General features: G+C 73.6%; 20 protein-coding genes. 7 read left to right on the top strand and 13 right to left on the bottom strand.

Annotated elements, in window-relative coordinates; genetic code table 11:
* Positions 1-33: 33 nt before the first annotated feature.
* Positions 34-660 (bottom strand): CE1759 family FMN reductase, encoded by a 627-nt coding sequence (locus O7619_RS15420; RefSeq protein WP_282281576.1) that lies wholly within the window; start codon positions 658-660, stop codon positions 34-36.
* Complete coding sequence (locus O7619_RS15415; RefSeq protein WP_282281575.1) at positions 657-1,778, bottom strand: LLM class flavin-dependent oxidoreductase; 1,122 nt, start codon at positions 1,776-1,778, stop codon at positions 657-659. Before O7619_RS15415 ends, O7619_RS15420 begins: the two co-directional genes overlap by 4 nt.
* A 174-nt stretch (positions 1,779-1,952) precedes the next feature.
* Between O7619_RS15415 and O7619_RS15410 the strand changes: the two genes are divergently transcribed.
* From O7619_RS15410 to O7619_RS15385, 6 genes are all read left to right on the top strand, one after another.
* Positions 1,953-2,165 carry a type II toxin-antitoxin system HicB family antitoxin gene (locus O7619_RS15410; RefSeq protein WP_282281574.1) on the top strand — a complete coding sequence of 71 codons (213 nt, stop codon included), beginning with the start codon at positions 1,953-1,955 and terminating at the stop codon, positions 2,163-2,165.
* Positions 2,162-2,314, top strand: a complete 153-nt coding sequence (locus tag O7619_RS15405; RefSeq protein ID WP_282281572.1) for a type II toxin-antitoxin system HicA family toxin — start codon at positions 2,162-2,164, stop codon at positions 2,312-2,314. The genes O7619_RS15410 and O7619_RS15405 overlap by 4 nt, the downstream gene beginning before the upstream one ends.
* 125 nt (positions 2,315-2,439) lie before the next feature.
* A complete protein-coding gene (locus O7619_RS15400; protein ID WP_282281571.1) occupies positions 2,440-3,054 on the top strand; it encodes a DNA-3-methyladenine glycosylase in 615 nt (204 codons plus the stop codon).
* A 200-nt stretch (positions 3,055-3,254) separates the two neighbouring features.
* Positions 3,255-3,689, top strand: a complete 435-nt coding sequence (locus tag O7619_RS15395; protein WP_282281569.1) for a DNA-binding protein — start codon at positions 3,255-3,257, stop codon at positions 3,687-3,689.
* A 63-nt stretch (positions 3,690-3,752) separates the two neighbouring features.
* The gene (locus O7619_RS15390) at positions 3,753-4,106 is read left to right on the top strand and encodes an MmcQ/YjbR family DNA-binding protein (RefSeq protein WP_282281567.1); all 354 of its coding nucleotides are present in this window, start codon (positions 3,753-3,755) and stop codon (positions 4,104-4,106) included.
* A 481-nt stretch (positions 4,107-4,587) separates the two neighbouring features.
* Positions 4,588-4,818: a winged helix-turn-helix domain-containing protein gene (locus O7619_RS15385; protein WP_282281566.1), complete on the top strand. Its 231-nt coding sequence runs from the start codon at positions 4,588-4,590 to the stop codon at positions 4,816-4,818.
* A gap of 257 nt (positions 4,819-5,075) precedes the next feature.
* On the opposite strand, the gene argH is transcribed toward O7619_RS15385, so the two are convergent.
* The 8 genes from argH to O7619_RS15345 all read right to left on the bottom strand — a co-directional run bounded on the left by argH (position 5,076) and on the right by O7619_RS15345 (position 13,669).
* Positions 5,076-6,539, bottom strand: coding sequence for an argininosuccinate lyase (argH, locus tag O7619_RS15380; RefSeq protein ID WP_282288838.1), 1,464 nt, complete (start codon positions 6,537-6,539; stop codon positions 5,076-5,078).
* Between the two features lie 64 nt (positions 6,540-6,603).
* Complete coding sequence (locus tag O7619_RS15375; RefSeq protein ID WP_282281564.1) at positions 6,604-7,119, bottom strand: arginine repressor; 516 nt, start codon at positions 7,117-7,119, stop codon at positions 6,604-6,606.
* Entirely contained in the window at positions 7,116-8,042 is a 927-nt protein-coding gene (gene argF / locus O7619_RS15370) for an ornithine carbamoyltransferase (protein ID WP_282281562.1), read from the bottom strand. Before argF ends, O7619_RS15375 begins: the two co-directional genes overlap by 4 nt.
* Positions 8,039-9,247: an acetylornithine transaminase gene (locus O7619_RS15365; protein WP_282288621.1), complete on the bottom strand. Its 1,209-nt coding sequence runs from the start codon at positions 9,245-9,247 to the stop codon at positions 8,039-8,041. Before O7619_RS15365 ends, argF begins: the two co-directional genes overlap by 4 nt.
* A complete protein-coding gene (argB, locus tag O7619_RS15360) occupies positions 9,244-10,125 on the bottom strand; it encodes an acetylglutamate kinase (protein WP_282288619.1) in 882 nt (293 codons plus the stop codon). The genes O7619_RS15365 and argB overlap by 4 nt, the downstream gene beginning before the upstream one ends.
* Positions 10,125-11,297: a bifunctional glutamate N-acetyltransferase/amino-acid acetyltransferase ArgJ gene (gene argJ / locus O7619_RS15355; RefSeq protein WP_282288617.1), complete on the bottom strand. Its 1,173-nt coding sequence runs from the start codon at positions 11,295-11,297 to the stop codon at positions 10,125-10,127. Before argJ ends, argB begins: the two co-directional genes overlap by 1 nt.
* Entirely contained in the window at positions 11,294-12,295 is a 1,002-nt protein-coding gene (argC, locus tag O7619_RS15350; RefSeq protein ID WP_282288614.1) for an N-acetyl-gamma-glutamyl-phosphate reductase, read from the bottom strand. The genes argJ and argC overlap by 4 nt, the downstream gene beginning before the upstream one ends.
* A gap of 90 nt (positions 12,296-12,385) precedes the next feature.
* Entirely contained in the window at positions 12,386-13,669 is a 1,284-nt protein-coding gene (locus O7619_RS15345; protein WP_282288613.1) for an amidohydrolase, read from the bottom strand.
* 147 nt (positions 13,670-13,816) lie between these two features.
* Between O7619_RS15345 and O7619_RS15340 the strand changes: the two genes are divergently transcribed.
* The gene (locus O7619_RS15340; RefSeq protein ID WP_073827725.1) at positions 13,817-13,993 is read left to right on the top strand and encodes a thiazolylpeptide-type bacteriocin; all 177 of its coding nucleotides are present in this window, start codon (positions 13,817-13,819) and stop codon (positions 13,991-13,993) included.
* 103 nt (positions 13,994-14,096) lie between these two features.
* Here the strand turns inward: O7619_RS15340 and O7619_RS15335 are convergent, their stop codons facing one another.
* From O7619_RS15335 to O7619_RS15325, 3 genes are read right to left on the bottom strand one after another with little or no spacing between them, the layout of a single operon-like run.
* Positions 14,097-16,028: a TOMM precursor leader peptide-binding protein gene (locus O7619_RS15335; protein ID WP_282288608.1), complete on the bottom strand. Its 1,932-nt coding sequence runs from the start codon at positions 16,026-16,028 to the stop codon at positions 14,097-14,099.
* Positions 16,025-16,780 carry an ABC transporter permease gene (locus O7619_RS15330; protein ID WP_282288607.1) on the bottom strand — a complete coding sequence of 252 codons (756 nt, stop codon included), beginning with the start codon at positions 16,778-16,780 and terminating at the stop codon, positions 16,025-16,027. The genes O7619_RS15335 and O7619_RS15330 overlap by 4 nt, the downstream gene beginning before the upstream one ends.
* Entirely contained in the window at positions 16,777-17,688 is a 912-nt protein-coding gene (locus O7619_RS15325; RefSeq protein ID WP_282288605.1) for an ABC transporter ATP-binding protein, read from the bottom strand. Before O7619_RS15325 ends, O7619_RS15330 begins: the two co-directional genes overlap by 4 nt.
* Positions 17,689-17,690 lie beyond the last annotated feature (2 nt).

Below are 17,690 nucleotides of genomic sequence, written 5' to 3'. Positions count from 1 at the left end.
GTCAGGCCGGGTCGCAGCCGGGTCGCAGCCGGGTCAGGCCGGATCGCGGCCGGCGAGCAGGTCGGCGAAGTCGGTGGTGAGGGCGAACGGGTCGGCCGGGCCGGTCGCCGGGGGCCGGCGGTCCACCTGCTCGGCCAGCTCGGCCGCCGCGCGGCGGATCCGGGCCCGCAGCGCGCTGTCGCCGTCGTCGCCGGCCCAGTCCTCGGGCGCGGCGAAGACCGCCGTCGGCAGCGTCACCGCCCGCAGGTACGTGAACATCGGCCGCACCGCGTGTTCCAGCGCGAGCGAGTGCCGGGCGGTGCCGCCGGTGGCCCCGAGCAACACCGGCGTGCCGGCCAGCGCCTCGGAGTCCACCACGTCGAAGAAGGACTTGAACAACCCGTTGTAGGACGCGTGGAAGATCGGCGTCACGGCGATCAACCCGTCCGCCGCCGCGACGACGTCGAGCGTGTCGCGCAGCGCGGCCGGCGCGAAGCCGGTGAGCAGGTGGTTGACCACGTCGTGGGCGTGTTCGCGCAGCTCCACCGGGCGCAACTCCACGTCCGCGCCGCGGCCGGCCAGCTCGTCGCGGGCAGCCGCGGCGAGCTGGTCGGCGAGCAGCCGGGTGGACGAGGGCTGGCCGAGACCCGCCGAGACGACCGCGAGAGTACGCCGGGTCATCGCCCCTCCCCCGCGGTCGTGGCGGCGTCGACGGTGCTCGTCGCGGCGTCGCGGGCGGCCCGCAGGCTGGCGTGGGTGGGCGCCTCGGGCACGTGCGCCGGACGCATCGAGTCGAACTCCTTGCGCAGCACCGGGACCACCTCCTCACCGAGCAGGTCGAGCTGCTCCAGCACGGTCTTCAACGGCAGGCCGGCGTGGTCCATCAGGAAGAGCTGCCGCTGGTAGTCGCCGACGTACTCGCGGAAGCCCAGCGTGCGGTCGATGACCTGCTGCGGGCTGCCGACGGTCAGCGGCGTCTCCCGGGTGAACTCCTCCAGCGACGGGCCGTGCCCGTAGACCGGGGCGTTGTCGAAGTAGGGCCGGAACTCGCGGACCGCGTCCTGGGAGTTGCGGCGCATGAAGACCTGCCCGCCGAGGCCGACGATCGCCTGGTCGGGCGTGCCGTGGCCGTAGTGCGCCCAGCGCTGGCGGTAGAGGCCGACCATCCGCTGGGTGTGCTCCTTGGGCCAGAAGATGTGGTTGGCGAAGAAGCCGTCGCCGTAGTAGGCGGCCTGCTCGGCGATCTCCGGGCTGCGGATCGAGCCGTGCCACACGAACGGCGGCACGCCGTCGAGCGGGCGCGGGGTCGAGGTGAACGACTGCAACGGCGTGCGGAACCGGCCCTTCCAGTCGACCACGTCCTCCCGCCACAGCCGGTGCAGCAGGTCGTAGTTCTCGATGGCGAGGGGGATGCCGTTGCGGATGTCCTGCCCGAACCACGGGTAGACCGGGCCGGTGTTGCCGCGCCCCATCATCAGGTCCACCCGGCCGTCGGCCAGGTGCTGGAGCATCGCGTAGTCCTCGGCGATCTTGACCGGGTCGTTCGTGGTGATCAGCGTGGTCGAGGTCGACAGGAGCAGCCGCTCGGTGCGGGCGGCGATCCAGCCCAGCATGGTGGTGGGCGACGACGGCACGAACGGCGGGTTGTGGTGCTCGCCGGTGGCGAAGACGTCCAGGCCGACCTCTTCGGCCTTGAGCGCGATGGTGGTCATGGCCTTGATCCGGTCACGCTCGGACGGCAGCCGCCCGGTGGTCGGGTCGACGGTGACGTCACCGACGGTGAAGATTCCGAACTGCATGACCAGCTCCTCGGGGTGAGATCCGGACCGGTCGACCCGGCATCGCACCGCACAACCTATTTGACGAGTCAACTATTCCGCCGCCCGCCGCCCCCGGCGTGGCCGGGCTCACCCGGAAAGCGGGCCGCCACACGTAGGATCGTGCTGCTGCCGGGACCACCCTGGAGGACATCGATGGCCCGCACGTTCACCGCCGCCGTACACCAGGAGGACGACTGGTACGTCGCCCGGTGCCTGGAGATCGAGGTCGCCAGCCAGGGCGAGACGGTCGACGCGGCGCTGACCAATCTCCGCGAGGCCGTCGGGGCCTACCTGGAGGAAGTCGAGAACCCGGAGATCGAAACCACGCCGCTGGTGACGTCCTTCCAGGCTGGGCGAGCGGCGTGAGCCCAGCCCTGGCCGACCTGCCGCTGCGGAAGGTGCTCGCCGGGTTGAGCAAGGCCGGCTTCGAACACGTCCGCACCAGGGGCGGCCAGGCGGTCTATCGCCACTCGAACGGCCTGGTCGTGGTCGTGCCCCAGCACGCAACGATCTAGCGCGGCACTCTCGCCTCCATTCTTCGGCAGGCGAATCCCACCCCGTCGGAGTTCCTCGACCTGCTGCGCTGAACCGGTGCGGCTCGACCGGTTCACCTCCGGTTCGGCGACTACCCTTGCCCGCCATGACGTACCCCTGGCTCGACGCGCCGGCCGCGGAGATCGCGGCCACCGCGCGGACCCTGCTCGGTTGGACCGTGTCGGCGAACGGCGTCCGCGTCCGGCTCACCGAGGTCGAGGCGTACGCCGGGACCGGGGCGGATCCGGCCTCGCACGCCCATCGGGGGCCGACGCCGCGCAACCGGGTCATGTTCGGGCCGGCCGGGCACGTCTACGTGTACTTCGTGTTCGGCATGCACTGGTGCGCGAACATCGTCTGCGGTCGCGACGGCGAGGCGGCGGCCGTGCTGCTGCGCGCCGGCGTAGTGGTGGACGGGATCGAGATCGCCCGGGAGCGTCGTCCCCGCGCGAGCGACCGGGACCTGGCCCGGGGGCCGGCCCGGCTGGTCACCGCGCTGGGGCTCGGCCGGGACGCGAACGGCACCTCGGCGGTCGACGGCACCGGTCCGATGCTCCTGGAACCACCGGCGGAGCCAATCGATCCGGCGCGGATCGCGGCCGGCCCCAGGGTCGGTGTCGCCGCGGCGCACGACCTGCCGTGGCGGTTCTGGCTGATCGACGAGCCGAGCGTGAGCGTCTACCGCCGGCACACCCCGCGCCGCAGCCCCGCACCACGCTGACCCGGCCCCACCCACATCACCCACCCCCACCCACCCCCTCCCCCGGTGATCATGAAGTTGTTGTCACCCCGCCCGGCGTGTCGTGGCAATAACTTCATGATCGCCGAAGCGGGCTGGGGAGAAGGACTGTCGGAGGGCGCGGGGGTGTGTGCGGGTGGGTTTCAACGGGGTGTTGACAATGTGCCGTTCGGTGGGGTGGGATGGACGCCATGGTCACCGTGGACAACGACCCGTTCACCGCTCCGGATGCTGCCCAGGCCCGGGCCCACCGCAACTACGCGGCGCTGGTGCGGATCGCCGAGCGGCACGCCGGCACCAACTCCCGGCGCCGGCGCTACGCGCACCCGGACGTGCCCGACGCCTACGAGGCGGCCACGCTGGTGATGGCCCTCGCCGGCGGCGCGGAGCTGGACGCGGGCGAGGAACCCGTCGACCAGGCCGACCTGATGGCCGCGCTGACATTGATCCCGCACGTGCGGGCCGAGGTGGACGTGTTGGAGGCCGGGCTGCTCCAGGTGGCCCGCAGCCGGGGCATGACCTGGCAGGCGATCGCCTTCGGGCTGGGGCTGGGCAGCGCCCAGGCGGCCCGGCAGCGCTACGAGCGGCTCACCGTGCGCACCGGCACCGGCGACTGACGGGCCGACGAACTGTCACAGCCGCGGGTGAGACTGTGCCGGACGACGGCACGGGAGGACGCGATGACGCGCGAGGAGATGCTGGCCTACTGCCTGGCCAAACCGGGGGCCTGGCTGGACCGGCCGTGGGAGGCCGACGAGGTGGCGAAGGTGGGCAGCCGGATCTTCGCCTTCCTCGGCGCCCCCGACGGCGAGGCCCGGATCTGGGTCAAGTGCGGCCCGTCGCGCGAGGTGGCCGACGAGTGGCTGCACCGGTTTCCGGACGACGCCCGCCCCTCCCCCTACATCGGCCGGTCCGGCTGGAACGCGCTGCGCCTGACCGGCGGCATCCCGGACGACGACCTGATCGACGCGGTCGACGGGTCGTACGACGCGGTGGTGGCCAAGCTGCCCAAGCGGGAGCGGCCCACCGGCTGACCGCACGCCGAGGAGAACGCCCGGGCCACCGGGACGACCCACGACATTGCTCACGGAGAAAACACGGAACGACCCGGGCCACTCCTCAGGGTCTCTCCCTGCCGGTCAGAATCGAGTGGGGGCGTTGCCGCCCAGTCGACGCGCCTTGATCCGGTCCCGCGCCCACCGGAGGGACGGGCACTCGTCCGCCCTCTGCCAGCAACGGTGACAGTAGCCCAAAATCCAATGCCGCCGGATAATTTGTTTCGCCAGTTCAGGCACCCACTCCGACCGGGGCGCTTCCCTCTTGATCATGGCCGCCTCCCGAAACAGGCAGGTCCGGGCACGGAGCCATACGTCACGCACCCGGACCGCTATCCGGACACTCCGCCAGTTGCCGACCGGAGGAGTGCTACTCGCCAACCTGCCATGGCTAGCCATTGCTAGTCAAGGACCCGCCATGGGTGATTGAGTAAAGGAGCCGACCGGAGGAGAACCACCAGTGCCACCGCAGTACCGCTACCAGCAGATCGCCGAGGACATGGTGAACCGGATCAAGTCCGGGGAGTTCCCGCCAGGCTCGCGCCTGCCGAGCCGGGCAGAGTTGTGCGAGCAGTACGAGGTATCGAGCTTCGTCGCGGACCGCGTGTACCTGATGCTCAAGATGCATGGGCTCACAGAGTCGCTGCCGGGCGCTGGGGTGTACGTGAAGGAGAGCGCCCCGGGCCAGTGAAGTCCGGCCCGGGGCGGCCGGTTCAAGTCGAGCACGAGTGAGCCGGGCTTCCCCCGCGAGAATTCACCGACAATGTGCGTCTCGACGTGGCCGTCGTAGTCGGTCGGGCCAGTGCGATCTGCATCGCAGCCCGAAAGGCCAATCATGCAGAGCCGATGGTCGCGAGACCGATAAGTGGTCGGACCCGACGAAGTTTCACGTGACGCGCGTACGGGCCTGGTCCGGAGCGGACGAACGCCCGCCCCGGACCACATCGATCAGCGAAGAACTACCTGCTCGGCGGCCCAGTCCCGCCAGCCGGCCAGCTTGTCCGCGGCGGCGGCGAGCTGGTCGGCCACCGGCCCGGGGCCGGTGGAGCCGGGGGTGATGCGGGCGGCCAGGGCCGAGCGCACCGAGAGCACGTCACGCACCGACGGGTCCAGGTGCTCGCTGACCGCGGCCAGGTCGGCGTCGGAGACCTCGTCCAGCTCGCACTCCCGGGCCGCGCAGAGCGCCACCAGCTTGCCGGTGATCTCGTGCGCGTCGCGGAACGGCACGTGGCGGCGGACCAGCCAGTCGGCGACCTCAGTGGCGAGGGAGAAGCCCGACGGGGCGGTGGCCGCGAGGCGGTCCACCCGGACCGTCATCGTGGAGATCATCCCGGCCAGCGCGGGGAGCAGCAGCTCCAGCGTGTCGACCGCGTCGAACGCCGGCTCCTTGTCCTCCTGCATGTCCCGGTCGTAGGTCATCGGCAGGCCCTTGAGCATGGTGAGCACGCTCACCAGGCCGCCGACCAGCCGGCCGGACTTGCCGCGGGCCAGCTCGGCGATGTCCGCGTTCTTCTTCTGCGGCATGATCGACGAGCCGGTGGCGAACGAGTCGTCCAGCTCGACCCAGCCGAACTCCTGCGACGTCCAGAGCACCACCTCCTCGCCGAGGCGGGACAGGTGCACGCCGGTCATCGCGGTGACGAAGAGGAACTCGGCCACGAAGTCCCGGTCGGCCACCGCATCCATCGAGTTGGCGAACGAGGTGCGGAAGCCCAGCTCCTTGGCGACCGCCACCGGGTCCAGCGGCAGCCCCGAGCCGGCCAGCGCGCCCGCGCCGAGCGGGCTGATCGCGGTCCGCTCGTCCCAGTCGCGCAGCCGCTCCAGGTCGCGCAGCAGCGGCTGCACGTGGGCGAGCAGCCAGTGCCCGAACGTCACCGGCTGGGCGTGTTGCAGGTGGGTCATGCCCGGGGCGGCGGTGTCCACGTGCCGTTCCGCCTGCTCGACCAGCGCCTCGGCCAGCTCGACCAGCCGGGCGGCCACCCCGCGGGCGTGGTCGCGCAGATAGAGCCGCAGGTCGGTGGCGACCTGGTCGTTGCGGGAGCGGCCGGCGCGCAGCTTGCCGCCGAGGCTGCCCAGGCGTTCCAGCAGGCCGCGTTCCAGGGCGGTGTGCACGTCCTCGTCGTCGATGGTGGGGCGGAACGCCCCGGAGGCGCAGGCGGCCTCCAGGTCGTCCAGCGCGGCCAGCATCCGTCCCAGCTCGTCCGGGTCGAGCAGGCCGGCGCCGGCGAGGACCCGGGCGTGCGCCCGGGAACCGGCGATGTCGTACGGGGCGAGGCGCCAGTCGAACTGGACGCTCACCGACAGCCGCGCGAGCGCCTCGGCGGGACCGCCGGCGAACCGGCCTCCCCAGAGGCTCGTCCGGTTGGTGGCGGCGCTGTTCTCGGTCAGGCTCTTGTCGTCCACCCCACCCATTGTGGTGGTCACGGCCGCACCCCCTGCCACCGGGCGTACCGTCCGACGCCGTCGACCCGCTCGGTCATGCTGTCGTGTTCCCTTCGATGTGGTCCTCCCGGCGGGCCCACCCGGCGAGCCGGTCGCCGAGCGCGGCGCCGCCGTCGGCCTCGCGGGCCACCACGAGGATGGTGTCGTCGCCGGCGATGGTGCCGACGATCTCCGACAGGCCCGCCCGGTCGAGCGCGCTGGCCAGGTAGTGGGCCGCGCCCGGCGGGGTGCGCAGCACGGCGATGTTGCCGCTGGAGTCGACGCCGTTGAGCAGTTCGCGCAGCAGCCGGACCAGCCGGGCCGGCGCCCCCTCGGCGTCCCGCAGCGGCCGGCGGCCGTCCTCGGGGATCAGGTAGACGCCCCGTCCGTCGCCGCCGCGCGCGGTCACCGCCCCCAACTCCTTGAGGTCGCGGGAGAGGGTGGCCTGGGTGACCTGGATGCCGTCGGCGGCGAGCAGGTCGGCCAGTTCGGTCTGCGAGTGGATGGCGCCGTCGCGGATCAGCTCGACGATGCGGCCGTGCCGCGCGGCGCGGGTCAGCGGAGCGGTCATGTGGATGCCTCCAGGAGAAACGTCAGCAACGCCTTCTGGGCGTGCAGGCGATTCTCCGCCTGGTCGAACACGGCGCTGCGCGGGCCGTCGAGCACCTCGCCGGTGATCTCCTCGCCCCGGTGGGCGGGCAGGCAGTGCAGCACGATCACGTCGGCCGCGGCGTGGTCGAGCAGGGCGTCGCTGACCTGGTAGGGCCGGAACGGGGTGATCCGGTCCAGCCCGTCGTCCTCCTGGCCCATCGACGTCCAGGTGTCGGTGGCGACCACGTGCGCGCCGCGTACCGCCTCGACCGGGTCGGTGTGCACGTCGACGGAGCCGCCGGTGCCGGCGGCGATCTTCGCAGCCCGGGCCACGATCGCCGGGTCCGGCGCGAAGCCGGCCGGGCCGGCGACCCGGACGTGCATCCCGGCGGTCGCGCCGGCCAGGAGGTACGAGTGGGCCATGTTGTTCGCCGCGTCGCCGACGTAGGTGAGGATCCGGCCGGCGGTGTCCCCGAACCGCTCCCGCACGGTGAGCAGGTCGGCGAGCAACTGGCAGGGGTGGTAGGTGTCGGTGAGCGCGTTGACCACGGGCACGGTGGCGTGCGCGGCCACCTCGGCGATCCGCTCGTCGCCGTGGGTGCGCAGCACGATCGCGGCCACGTAGCGGGACAGCACCCGGCCGGCGTCGCCGAGGCTCTCGCCCCGGCCGAAGTGGGTGACCTGGGTGTCCACCACGAGCGGGTGGCCGCCCAGCTCGGCGATGCCGGCGTCGAACGAGATCCGGGTCCGCAGGCTCTGCTTGTCGAACAGCACCGCCACCGACCTCGGCCCGGCGAGCGGCGTGTGTCCGTACCGGTCGGCCTTCATCCGGGCGGCGAGGTCGAGCACGGCGGCCTGCTCGGCCGGGGTGAGGTCGTCGTCGCGCAGGAAGTGGCGGATCATGCGGGGGCCTCCGTGCGGGTCGAGGGGGTGGGCACCGGCGCGGCGGGCGCGGGGTCGAGGGCGGCGGGAAGCGCGGCGAGGAACGCGTCGACCTGCGCCGGGGTGAGGATCAGCGGCGGGGCGAGCCGGATCACGTCGGGCTGCACCGGGTTGACCAGGAAGCCGGCCTCCCGCAGCGCGGTCGCCACCACGCCGGCCACCGGCCGGTCCAGCGCGATGCCGAGCAGCAGTCCGGCGCCGCGTACCTCGCGCACAAGCGGGTGCCCGAGCGTCTCGACGCCCCGGCGCAGCCGCTCGCCGACCCGCTTGACGTGGTCGAGCAGGCCCTCGTTGGCGATCGTGGCGATCACCGCGAGCGCGGCGGCGCAGCTCACCGGGTTGCCGCCGAACGTGGTGCCGTGCGAGCCGGGGGTGAGCAGGTCGGCGGCCGGGCCGAAGGCCAGGCAGGCACCGAGCGGCAGGCCGCCGCCGAGCCCCTTGGCGAGCGTCACCACGTCCGGCTCGACGCCCTCGGCCTGGTGGGCGAACCAGTGCCCGGTGCGCCCGACGCCGGTCTGCACCTCGTCGAGCACCAGCAGCGCGCCGTGCGCGGCGGTGATCCGGCGGGCCGCGGTGAGGTAGCCGGGTGGCGGGACCACCACGCCGTTCTCGCCCTGGATCGGCTCCACGATCACCATGGCGGTGTCGTCGGTGACCGCGGCGGCGAGCGCGTCCGCGTCGCCGTACGGCACGTGGGTGACGTCGCCGGGTAGCGGGCGGAACGGGTCGGCCTTGGCCGGCTGGCCGGTGAGCGCCAGCGCGCCCATGGTCCGGCCGTGGAAGCCGCCGTGGGTGGCCACCACGTGCCGTCGCCCGGTGAGCCGGGAGAGCTTGAACGCGGCCTCGTTCGCCTCCGCGCCGGAGTTGGCGAGGAAGACCCGGCCGGGGCGGCCGGCCAGGGCCAGCAGCAGCTCGGCGAGGGCCACCGGCGGCTCGGCGACGAACAGGTTCGACACGTGCCCGAGCGTGGCGACCTGTTTCGACACGGCCGCCACCACCGCCGGGTGGGCGTGGCCGAGCACGTTGACGGCGATGCCGCCGAGCAGGTCGACGTACTCCCGGCCGGCCTCGTCGACCACGACGGCGCCGCGGCCCGCGACGAGCGCCAGCGGCGGGGTGCCGTAGTTGTCCATCATGGTGGCGTTCCAACGCCGCAGCAGGCTCATGAGCCGATCACCATCGTTCCGAACCCTTCCGACGTGAACACTTCGAGCAGCGTGGAGTGGGCGACCCGGCCGTCGACGACGTGCGCGGCGGGCACGCCCTGCCGCACCGCCCGCAGGCACGCCTCCATCTTCGGGACCATCCCCGATTCCAGGGACGGCAGCAGCTTCGCCAGGTCGTCCGCGGTGATCTCGCGGACCAGGCTGGACGTGTCCGGCCAGTCGGCGTAGAGACCGGGCACGTCGGTGAGCACGACCAGCTTGCGCGCGTCCAGGGCGACCGCGAGCGCGGCGGCGGCGGTGTCCGCGTTGAGGTTGTGCAGCACCCCGTCGACGTCCGGCGCGACGGTGGAGATGACCGGGATCCGGCCGGCCGCGATCAGGTCGGTGACCGCGGAGACGTCCACCGACTCGACGTCGCCGACCTGCCCCACGTCGACCGGCTGCCCGTCCACGTACGCCGGGCGGCGCACCGCGGTGAACAGCCCGGCGTCCTCCCCGGAGAGGCCGACCGCGAACGGGCCGTGCGCGTTGACCAGCCCGACCAGTTCCCTGCCGACCTGCCCGACGAGGACCATCCGGACCACGTCCATCGCCTCCGCGGAGGTGACCCGCAGGCCGCCCCGGAACTCGCTGGCGATGCCGAGCCGGCCCAGCATGGCGGAGATCTGCGGGCCGCCGCCGTGCACCACGACCGGCTTCAGGCCGGCGTACCGCAGGAAGACCATGTCCGCGGCGAAGGCCCGCCGCAGCTCGGGGTCGACCATCGCGTTGCCGCCGTACTTGATCACGACGGTGGCGCCGGCGAAACGGGCCAGCCAGGGCAGCGCCTCGATCAGCGTGGCGGCCTTGGCCTGGGCCCGGGTGAGGTCGTCGCTCATCATGACGAGTACGCCGAGTTCTCGTGCACGTACCCGTGCGACAGGTCGTTGGTCCAGATGGTCGCGGCGTCGCCGCCGGCGTGCAGGTCGATCCGGATGGTGACGTCACGGCCGGTGAGGTCCACCTTGGCGCGGTCCTCGGCGGCGGCGCCGCCCCGGCACACCCAGATGCCGTTGACCGCGACGTCGACCTCGTCCGGCTCGAACACGGCGGCGGTGGTGCCGACGGCGGCGAGGATCCGGCCCCAGTTCGGGTCGTTGCCGAACAACGCGGTCTTGACCAGGTTGTTGCGGGCCACCGCGCGGCCCACCTCGACGGCGTCGTCCTCGGTCGCCGCGCCGACCACCTCGATCGCGATCTGCTTGGTCGCCCCCTCCGCGTCGGCGAGGAGCTGCTGGGTCAGGTCGTGGCAGGCGGCGGTGACCGCGGCGGCCAGCTCGGCCGGGGTCGGCTCGATGCCGGAGGCGCCGCTGGCCAGCAGCAGCACGGTGTCGTTGGTGGACATGCACCCGTCGGAGTCGACCCGGTCGAAGGTGACCCGGGTGGCGGCCCGCAGCGCGGCGTCGAGCGCGTCCGGCCCGGCCACCGCGTCGGTGGTGAGCACGCAGAGCATGGTGGCCATGGCGGGCGCCAGCATCCCGGCGCCCTTCGCCATCCCGCCGACGGTCCAGCCGCCGCCGCGCGTCACCGTGGTCTTGGGCCGGGTGTCCGTGGTCATGATCGCCTCGGCGGCCGGCAGCCCGCCGTCGCGGGACAGGCCGCGCACCGCGTCGCGTACGCCGGGCAGCAGTTTCGGCATCGGCAGCCGCTCGCCGATCAGGCCGGTGGAGCAGACCGCGACCTCGCCGGCGCCGACGATCAGCCGGGCGCTGCCGGCGGTGAGCGCGGCGGCGGTGTGCTCGGCGGTGGCGTGGGTGTCCTGGAAGCCGGCCGGGCCGGTGCAGGCGTTCGCGCCGCCGGAGTTGAGCACCACGGCGCGGACCACGCCGCCGTGCACGACGCGCTGGGTCCAGAGCACCGGGGCGGCCTTGACCCGGTTGGCGGTGAAGACACCGGCGACACCGGCGTCCGGGCCGTCGTTGACGACCAGGGCGATGTCGGCGGCGCCGGAGGACTTGAGGCCGGCGGCGACACCGGCGGCGCGGAATCCACGGGGGGCGGTGACGGTCATGGGGCGACTCCGAAGGCGGACAGGCCGGTGGTCTCGGGGAGGCCGGCCATCAGGTTGGCGTTCTGCACGGCCTGACCGGCCGCGCCCTTGCCCAGGTTGTCGATGGCGCTGACCACGATCACCCGTCCCGAGTCGACGTCCACGGTCGCCTGGAGGTGGCAGGCGTTCGAGCCGGCGGTGGCGGCGGTGTGCGGCCACGAGCCCTCGGGCAGCAGGTGCACGAAGGGCTCGTCGGCGTAGGCGGCGGCCAGCACCGCGCGGGGGTCGGCGGCGCCGGTCGGCACCGCGGTGACGGTGGCCAGGATGCCCCGGGGCATGGGGGCGAGCACCGGCGTGAACGACAACCCGGTCGCGCCGGTGGCCTGCTTGATCTCGGGCACGTGCTGGTGCGCGCCCACCTTGTAGGGGGACAGGTCGCCCATCACCTCGCTGCCGAGCAGGTGCGCCTTGGCGGCCCGGCCGGCGCCGGAGGTGCCGGAGGCGGCGACCACCACCACGTCGTCGGGGTGTACCGCGCCGGCGGCGACCAGCGGGGCCAGCGCCAGCGTGGTCGCGACCGCGTAGCAGCCGGTGTTGGCCACCCGCCGGGCCGCCGCGATCCCGTCGCGCGCGCCGGGTAGCTCGGGCAGCCCGTAGGTCCAGGCGCCGGCGTGCGCGCCGCCGTAGTAGCGGGACCAGGCGTCCGCGTCGCGCAGCCGGTGGTCGGCGCCGAGGTCGACCACCTTGACGGTGTCGGGGAGGGCCGCGGCGAGGGCCGCCGACTGGCCGTGCGGCAGGGCCAGGAAGACCAGGTCCGCGTCGGCGAGCGCCGCCGGGTCGGTCGCCCCGAGCACCAGGTCCAGGCCGGCGAGCTGCGGGTGTACGGCGGTGACGGGCTGGCCGGCCTGGCTGTGCGCGGTGGCGGCGACAAGCGCGAACTCGGGGTGGCCGGCGAGCAGGCGCAGCAGTTCGCCACCGGCGTATCCGCTCGCCCCGGCCACCGCTACTCGAATGCCCATACTAACCTCCGCATGAATATGCGGTAACTTTAGCAGCGCGGGCGGTGATCGTGCAAGGTTATACGGTGCACCGCATGATGCTTCGGTCGTTCACTCCGGCGCGAGTGCCGTGAGCGCCCCGGCCGCGAGCGCCGCCACGCCGGCCGGCAGCGCCAGCCCCGCGTCCGGCGCGAAGGACGGGCTGTGGTTGGCCGGCAGGCCGGCGAGCTTCTCGGCGGCGCTCGCACCTGGCGCCGACCGCCACTGGCGCGGGCCGACGACGCCGAGCATCCAGTATCCGCTGGGAATCCCACCGGCGGCCAGCAGCGGAAAGTCCTCGGCCGCCAGCGACGGCGGCCACCAGGCCACCCGCTCCGCGCCGAACGCCCGCTCGTGCGCGGCGCGCAACCGCGCGGCCACCGCCGGATCGCCCTGATAGGCCGGGGCACGCGAGACGACCCGCAGCACCGGCTCCACCGGGCTGCCCGCGGCCTCGCAGCAGGCCCGGACCGTCCGGGTCACCCGGGCCAGCACGTCGTCGAGCGTCCGGTCGGACAACGCCCGGATCGTGACGCCCAGGGTGGCGTCCTCCGGGATCACCCCCGGATGGTGACCCGCCCGCAGCGAACCCACGGTCAGCGACACCTGCTCCGCCGGCCCGACCTGGCGGGCCACGATGGTCTGCAACTGGACCACGATGGTGGCGGCGAGCACCACCGGGTCGACACACAGGTGCGGGGTGGCGGCGTGCCCACCGCGCCCGGTCACGGTCACCTCCAGCGTGAGGCAGCCGGCCGTCATCGGACCGGCCCCGTGCGCGACCATGCCGGCGGGCAGGGGCGCGGCGTGCTGCGCCAGCAGGAGGTCGGGTCGACCGAACCGCTCGTACAGGCCGTCCGCGACGAGCGCGGCGGCGCCGCTGAGCGTCTCCTCGGCGGGCTGGCCGAGCACGAGCAGCGTCCCCCGCCACCCGTCCCGCCGGCGGGCCAGGTGGGCCGCCGCGCCCACCGCCGCCGCCAGGTGCAGATCGTGCCCGCAGGCGTGCATGACGGGGGTCCGGCGTCCCGCGCCGTCCAGGGCGGTCGCGGTGCTCGCGTACGGCAGCCCGGTCCGCTCGGCGACCGGCAGCGCGTCGAGTTCGGCGCGGAGCATCACCGCCGGCCCGGCCCCGTTCTCCAGCACACCGACCACGCCGTGCCCGCCGACGCCGGTCGTGACCTCGCAGCCGATCTCCCGCAACGCGGACGCGAACCGCGCGGCGGTGCGCTCCTCCGCCCCCGACAACTCCGGATGGGCGTGCAGGTCGCGGTAGAGCGAGCCGGCCCGGGCCAGGACGTCCGGCTCCGGGGACGGGCCCGGCGCGCCGGCGGTGGCGGGTGGAGCGGGTGACGCCATGGCGGTAAGCCAACCGCCTGCCGCTGTCACCCCGCTCACATCCGATGACAGCGACCTGGTGGTCCGGACGACGGCGATCGGTGAGAGCCGTGCGGTCTGCTGGTTCCGGGCCGGAGAACCGGCCGGACACGACCGTTTGGAGTCACCATGGCGCCCGAGACCGACCTCAACGCCCTCGCCGAGGAAATCCTCGAGCTGGAGTCCGAGACCTTCGCGATCTCCGACTACGCCGACGCCTCCGAGGCCATCCTGGCCTCGTGCTCCTCGTCGGGCACCACCTCGACGTGCAGCAGCACCACCTCGACCACGAGCTGCTCGGCCTGAGCGGATCGGTCACCACGTCGGGCCGCCCGGTGGGCGGCCCGACGTGCGTGTGTCCGGCCCGGGGGACGGCATGCGCGTGCCCGTGCCGGACCGCCGACCCGGCTCAGGGGAACGGGTGGGGCACGCGGCGCAGGTCGGCGTCGGTGAGCGCCGCGCCGGTCAGCCCCGCCGCGTGCGGGGCGGTACGCAGTCGCGGCAGGTACAACGCCCGCTGGCGCAGCCAGCCGAAGTCGATCGGCAGCAGACCCGGCACCACCACGCACACCGACCGCAGCCCGGCCGCCTCCTGCTCCGGGCTGGTCTGGTCGACCAGGACCGCCTGGTGCCCGCGCCGTCCCAGCGTGTCCAGGACCCCACGCAGGTCGTCGAGGAGATCCCGGCCACCGGCCGCCCGGTGGTCGCCGAAGACCTGCCCGACGTCCCGCGCCGCCCCGTCGTGCAGGTAGGTCGCGGCGTGCCGGGCCATCCGGGGCAGACCGAAGAGGGCCGAGTGGTCCGGCAGCCGGCGGACCAGACGGTAGTCGTCGGCCATCCGCTCCAACTCCGCGCGGCGGCGACACACCGTGGCCGGTTGGTGCGGGATGTAGGTGAGCGCCTCGGCGACCGCGCCGGCCACCGCCTGCTCCGGATCGACGTGCGCGGCGGCGGCGAAGGAGAGCAGTCCCGGACCGCCGTCGTGGCGGACCGCCAGGCTGGTGACCACCGGCACGTCGAGGTCGATCCGGTTGTCGAAGGCGTGCAGCGCGTAGCCCTGCAACTCGGCCCGGTCAGCCATCGCCCGCACCGCCGGCGAGCAGCTCGCCAGGTCGATCCGGGGCAGCGTCAGGTTGCCGTACCAGGCGAGCAGGAAGGCGTCCCGCTCGATCAGCTCCAGCAACCCGAACAGGGCGGCCTCGGCCAGGCAACTGCCGGTGGCGCAGCCGCTCGAGGACGACAGCACGAACGTGTCGTCGGCCGCCGGGGAGCTGTAGAAGCAGAGCCGCCGGGGCACCAGCACCGGCCGGCCGGTGTGCAGGTTCCGCCCCCACACCCAGGGGATCGGACGGTCCGGGTCGAACCGGCGCAGGATCGGGTCCCGCTCGTACACCTCGTCCGGGTAGCTGCCGCACCCGTCCGGATCCAGCGCGTGGTCGGCGACGTCCGCGTACGCGGCGACGACGGGGTCCAGGTTGCGTCGCCGGTGGGTGCCCGCGTGCCGCTCCAACCCCTCCAGGTACGCCAACGCGTGGCTGGCGTCGTAGCCGGTGGACTGGCCGCTCCAGGAGACGTCGAGCAGCCCGCCGTAGCCCCGGATGAAGACGCTGCCGGTGACCGGCGCGGTGGTGGGCGAGGTGATGGTGAGTTGGGTGCCGGCCCCGAGCGCGCCGCAGACCGGGTTGACCAGGGCCGCCCGCGGCAACGGATAGTCCCCGGGGGCGCGCAGCCGGTAGGTGTCGGGGGCCGGCTTCGGCGCCGGCAGGTCGATCTCCGGCGCCTCGGCGGGCGAGTCGGGGCGCGGCACCGAGCAGGCCGGGCAGCGCGGCTCGGCCAGCACCGGGTGGGTCCGCACCCGCAGCGTGTCCAACTCCAGGCGGCTGACCCGGGCGAGCCGCCGGCTGGGTTCGTCCCACGTCGGCGGCGTGGGCCGGGGCGTCGTGGCGTACACCGCCCGGTACAGCTCCCAGACGGCGTCGAGCTGGTAGGCGGTCATCTGGGGCCACGGCCCGACCGCGGTCGTCGGCCCGCCGGTCTCCAGCGCGTCACGTTCGCTGCGACCACGCAGCCGCTGCCACCTGATCGCCAGGCAACGCCCGCACGCGGCCCCCGGCGCGCCGCCGGGGACCGGGCCGACCAGGACCGCGTCCGCGCTCAGGTGCACGGTGGCGTCCCGGCGGTGCGGCGGCGTCCCGGCGAGCGCGTCGGCCGCGCCGAGCGTGACCACCCGGGGCGCCGGGCCCACCGGCCGTGCCGTCCAGCTCCGGGACAGGTGCTCGTCGAGCCGGGCCGCGGCGGCGGACAACGGGGCCGGGGGCGCCGCCGCCGCGGTGCCGGTCATGAGTCGCGGCTCCACCGGAAGGTACGCACGCCGACGACCGCGAACACCACCGCGAAGCCGATGAGCGCGGCGCACGCCACCAGATAGTCGGTCATCGTGCCGAACCCGGTGAAGGCGTAGGCCATGCCGTCGTTGACGTAGCGCAGCGGCAGCGCCCGGGAGATGCCCTGGAGCCACCCGGGCATCAGCTCCAGCGGATAGAACGACCCGGAGAGGAAGGCCATCGGCACCACGATGCAGTTGGCGATCGCGGCCACCGCCTCGGCGGTGTCCGCCCGCGAGCCGACGATCAGGCCCAACGCCAGGAACGTGGTCACCGCCAGCAGCATCATCGGCAGCGACAGCGGCCACTTCGAGTCGGGACGCATGCCCAGGAAGGGCAGCATGGCCACGCCGACGAAGAGCAGGCTCTGCGCGACGCCGATGGCGAGCGCGACCGCGTAGCGGGAGCCGACCACGGACCAGACGCTCGTCGGCGCGAGCCGGATGATGCGCAGCAGGTCGTCGTGGCGCCACTGCATCAGCGTGAACGACACCCCGAACAGCGCGGCGCTGGCCAGGCCCCACGACAGCACGCCCGGCGCGATGAAGTCGATGTAGCCGTGGCCGGTCTCGGCGACCTCCTGGTTGCGGAAGATCAATCCGAAGATGACCAGGAAGACCAGCGGGAACGCGAACGTGAAGAACAGCGTCGTGGCGTCCCGGACGCTTGCCTTGTAGCTGGCGCGGGCCAGTGCGGTGTATGCGCTCATGCCTGCGGCGCTCCCATCAGTTGCAGGTAGACGTCTTCCAGGGTGGCCGGGCGGGTCTCCACCTCGTCGAGGCCGCCGTCGGCCCCGAGGGCGGCCAGCACCCGGGCCGTGTGGGCGGTACGCAGGACGAGCACGCCGTCCTCGACGTCGATCCCGTCGACGCCGTCGAGCTGACCGGCCTGCTCGGGGCTCAGCCGGCCGGCGGGCACGACGAGGCGGGTGCCGACGCCGGACCGCGCGATCAGCTCCCGTGGACTGTCGAGGGCCAGGACGCGCCCGTCGGCGAGGATGGCGACCCGGTCGCACAGCCCCTGCGCCTCGTCGAGGTGATGGGTGGTGTAGACGATGGTCTTGCCGGCCGCCTTCAGCTCGCGCAGGAGCTGCCCGAGGTCGCGGCGGGCCTGCGGGTCCAGGGCGGCGGTCGGCTCGTCCAGGAAGAGCACCTGCGGGTCGTGCACGATCGCCGAGGCGATGGCGAGGCGCTGGCGCTGTCCACCGGAGACGTTCGTGACCCGGACGTCGGCCGAACCGGTCAGCCCGACCAGCTTCAACGCCCGGTCCGCGGCGGAGGCGGGCAGGCCGTAGAGCGCGGCGACGGTCACCAGGTGCTCGCGTGCGGTCAGCCGGGTGAAGAACGCGGACCGCTGGGTCTGCACGCCGATCAGCGGCAGCAGGTCGAGGTTGCGGGGCGTCGGCGACATGCCCAGCACCCGGACGACGCCGGTGTCCGGGGTCCGCAGGCCCTCGATCATCTCGATGAGAGTCGTCTTGCCCGCGCCGTTGGGTCCGAGCATGCCGAAGAACTCACCCCGGCCGATCGAGACGGAGACGTCGTCCACCGCTCTCACCTCGCCGTACGACTTGCTCACGGAGTCCAGCACGATGGCCGGATCGTCGGTGGCTGACATGG

The organism is Micromonospora sp. WMMD998 (assembly GCF_029581235.1).
In the GTDB taxonomy this organism is placed as follows: Bacteria; Actinomycetota; Actinomycetes; order Mycobacteriales; family Micromonosporaceae; genus Micromonospora.
The sequence above is the reverse complement of the archived record's forward strand: the minus strand, read 5'-3'. Positions and strand labels throughout refer to the sequence as shown.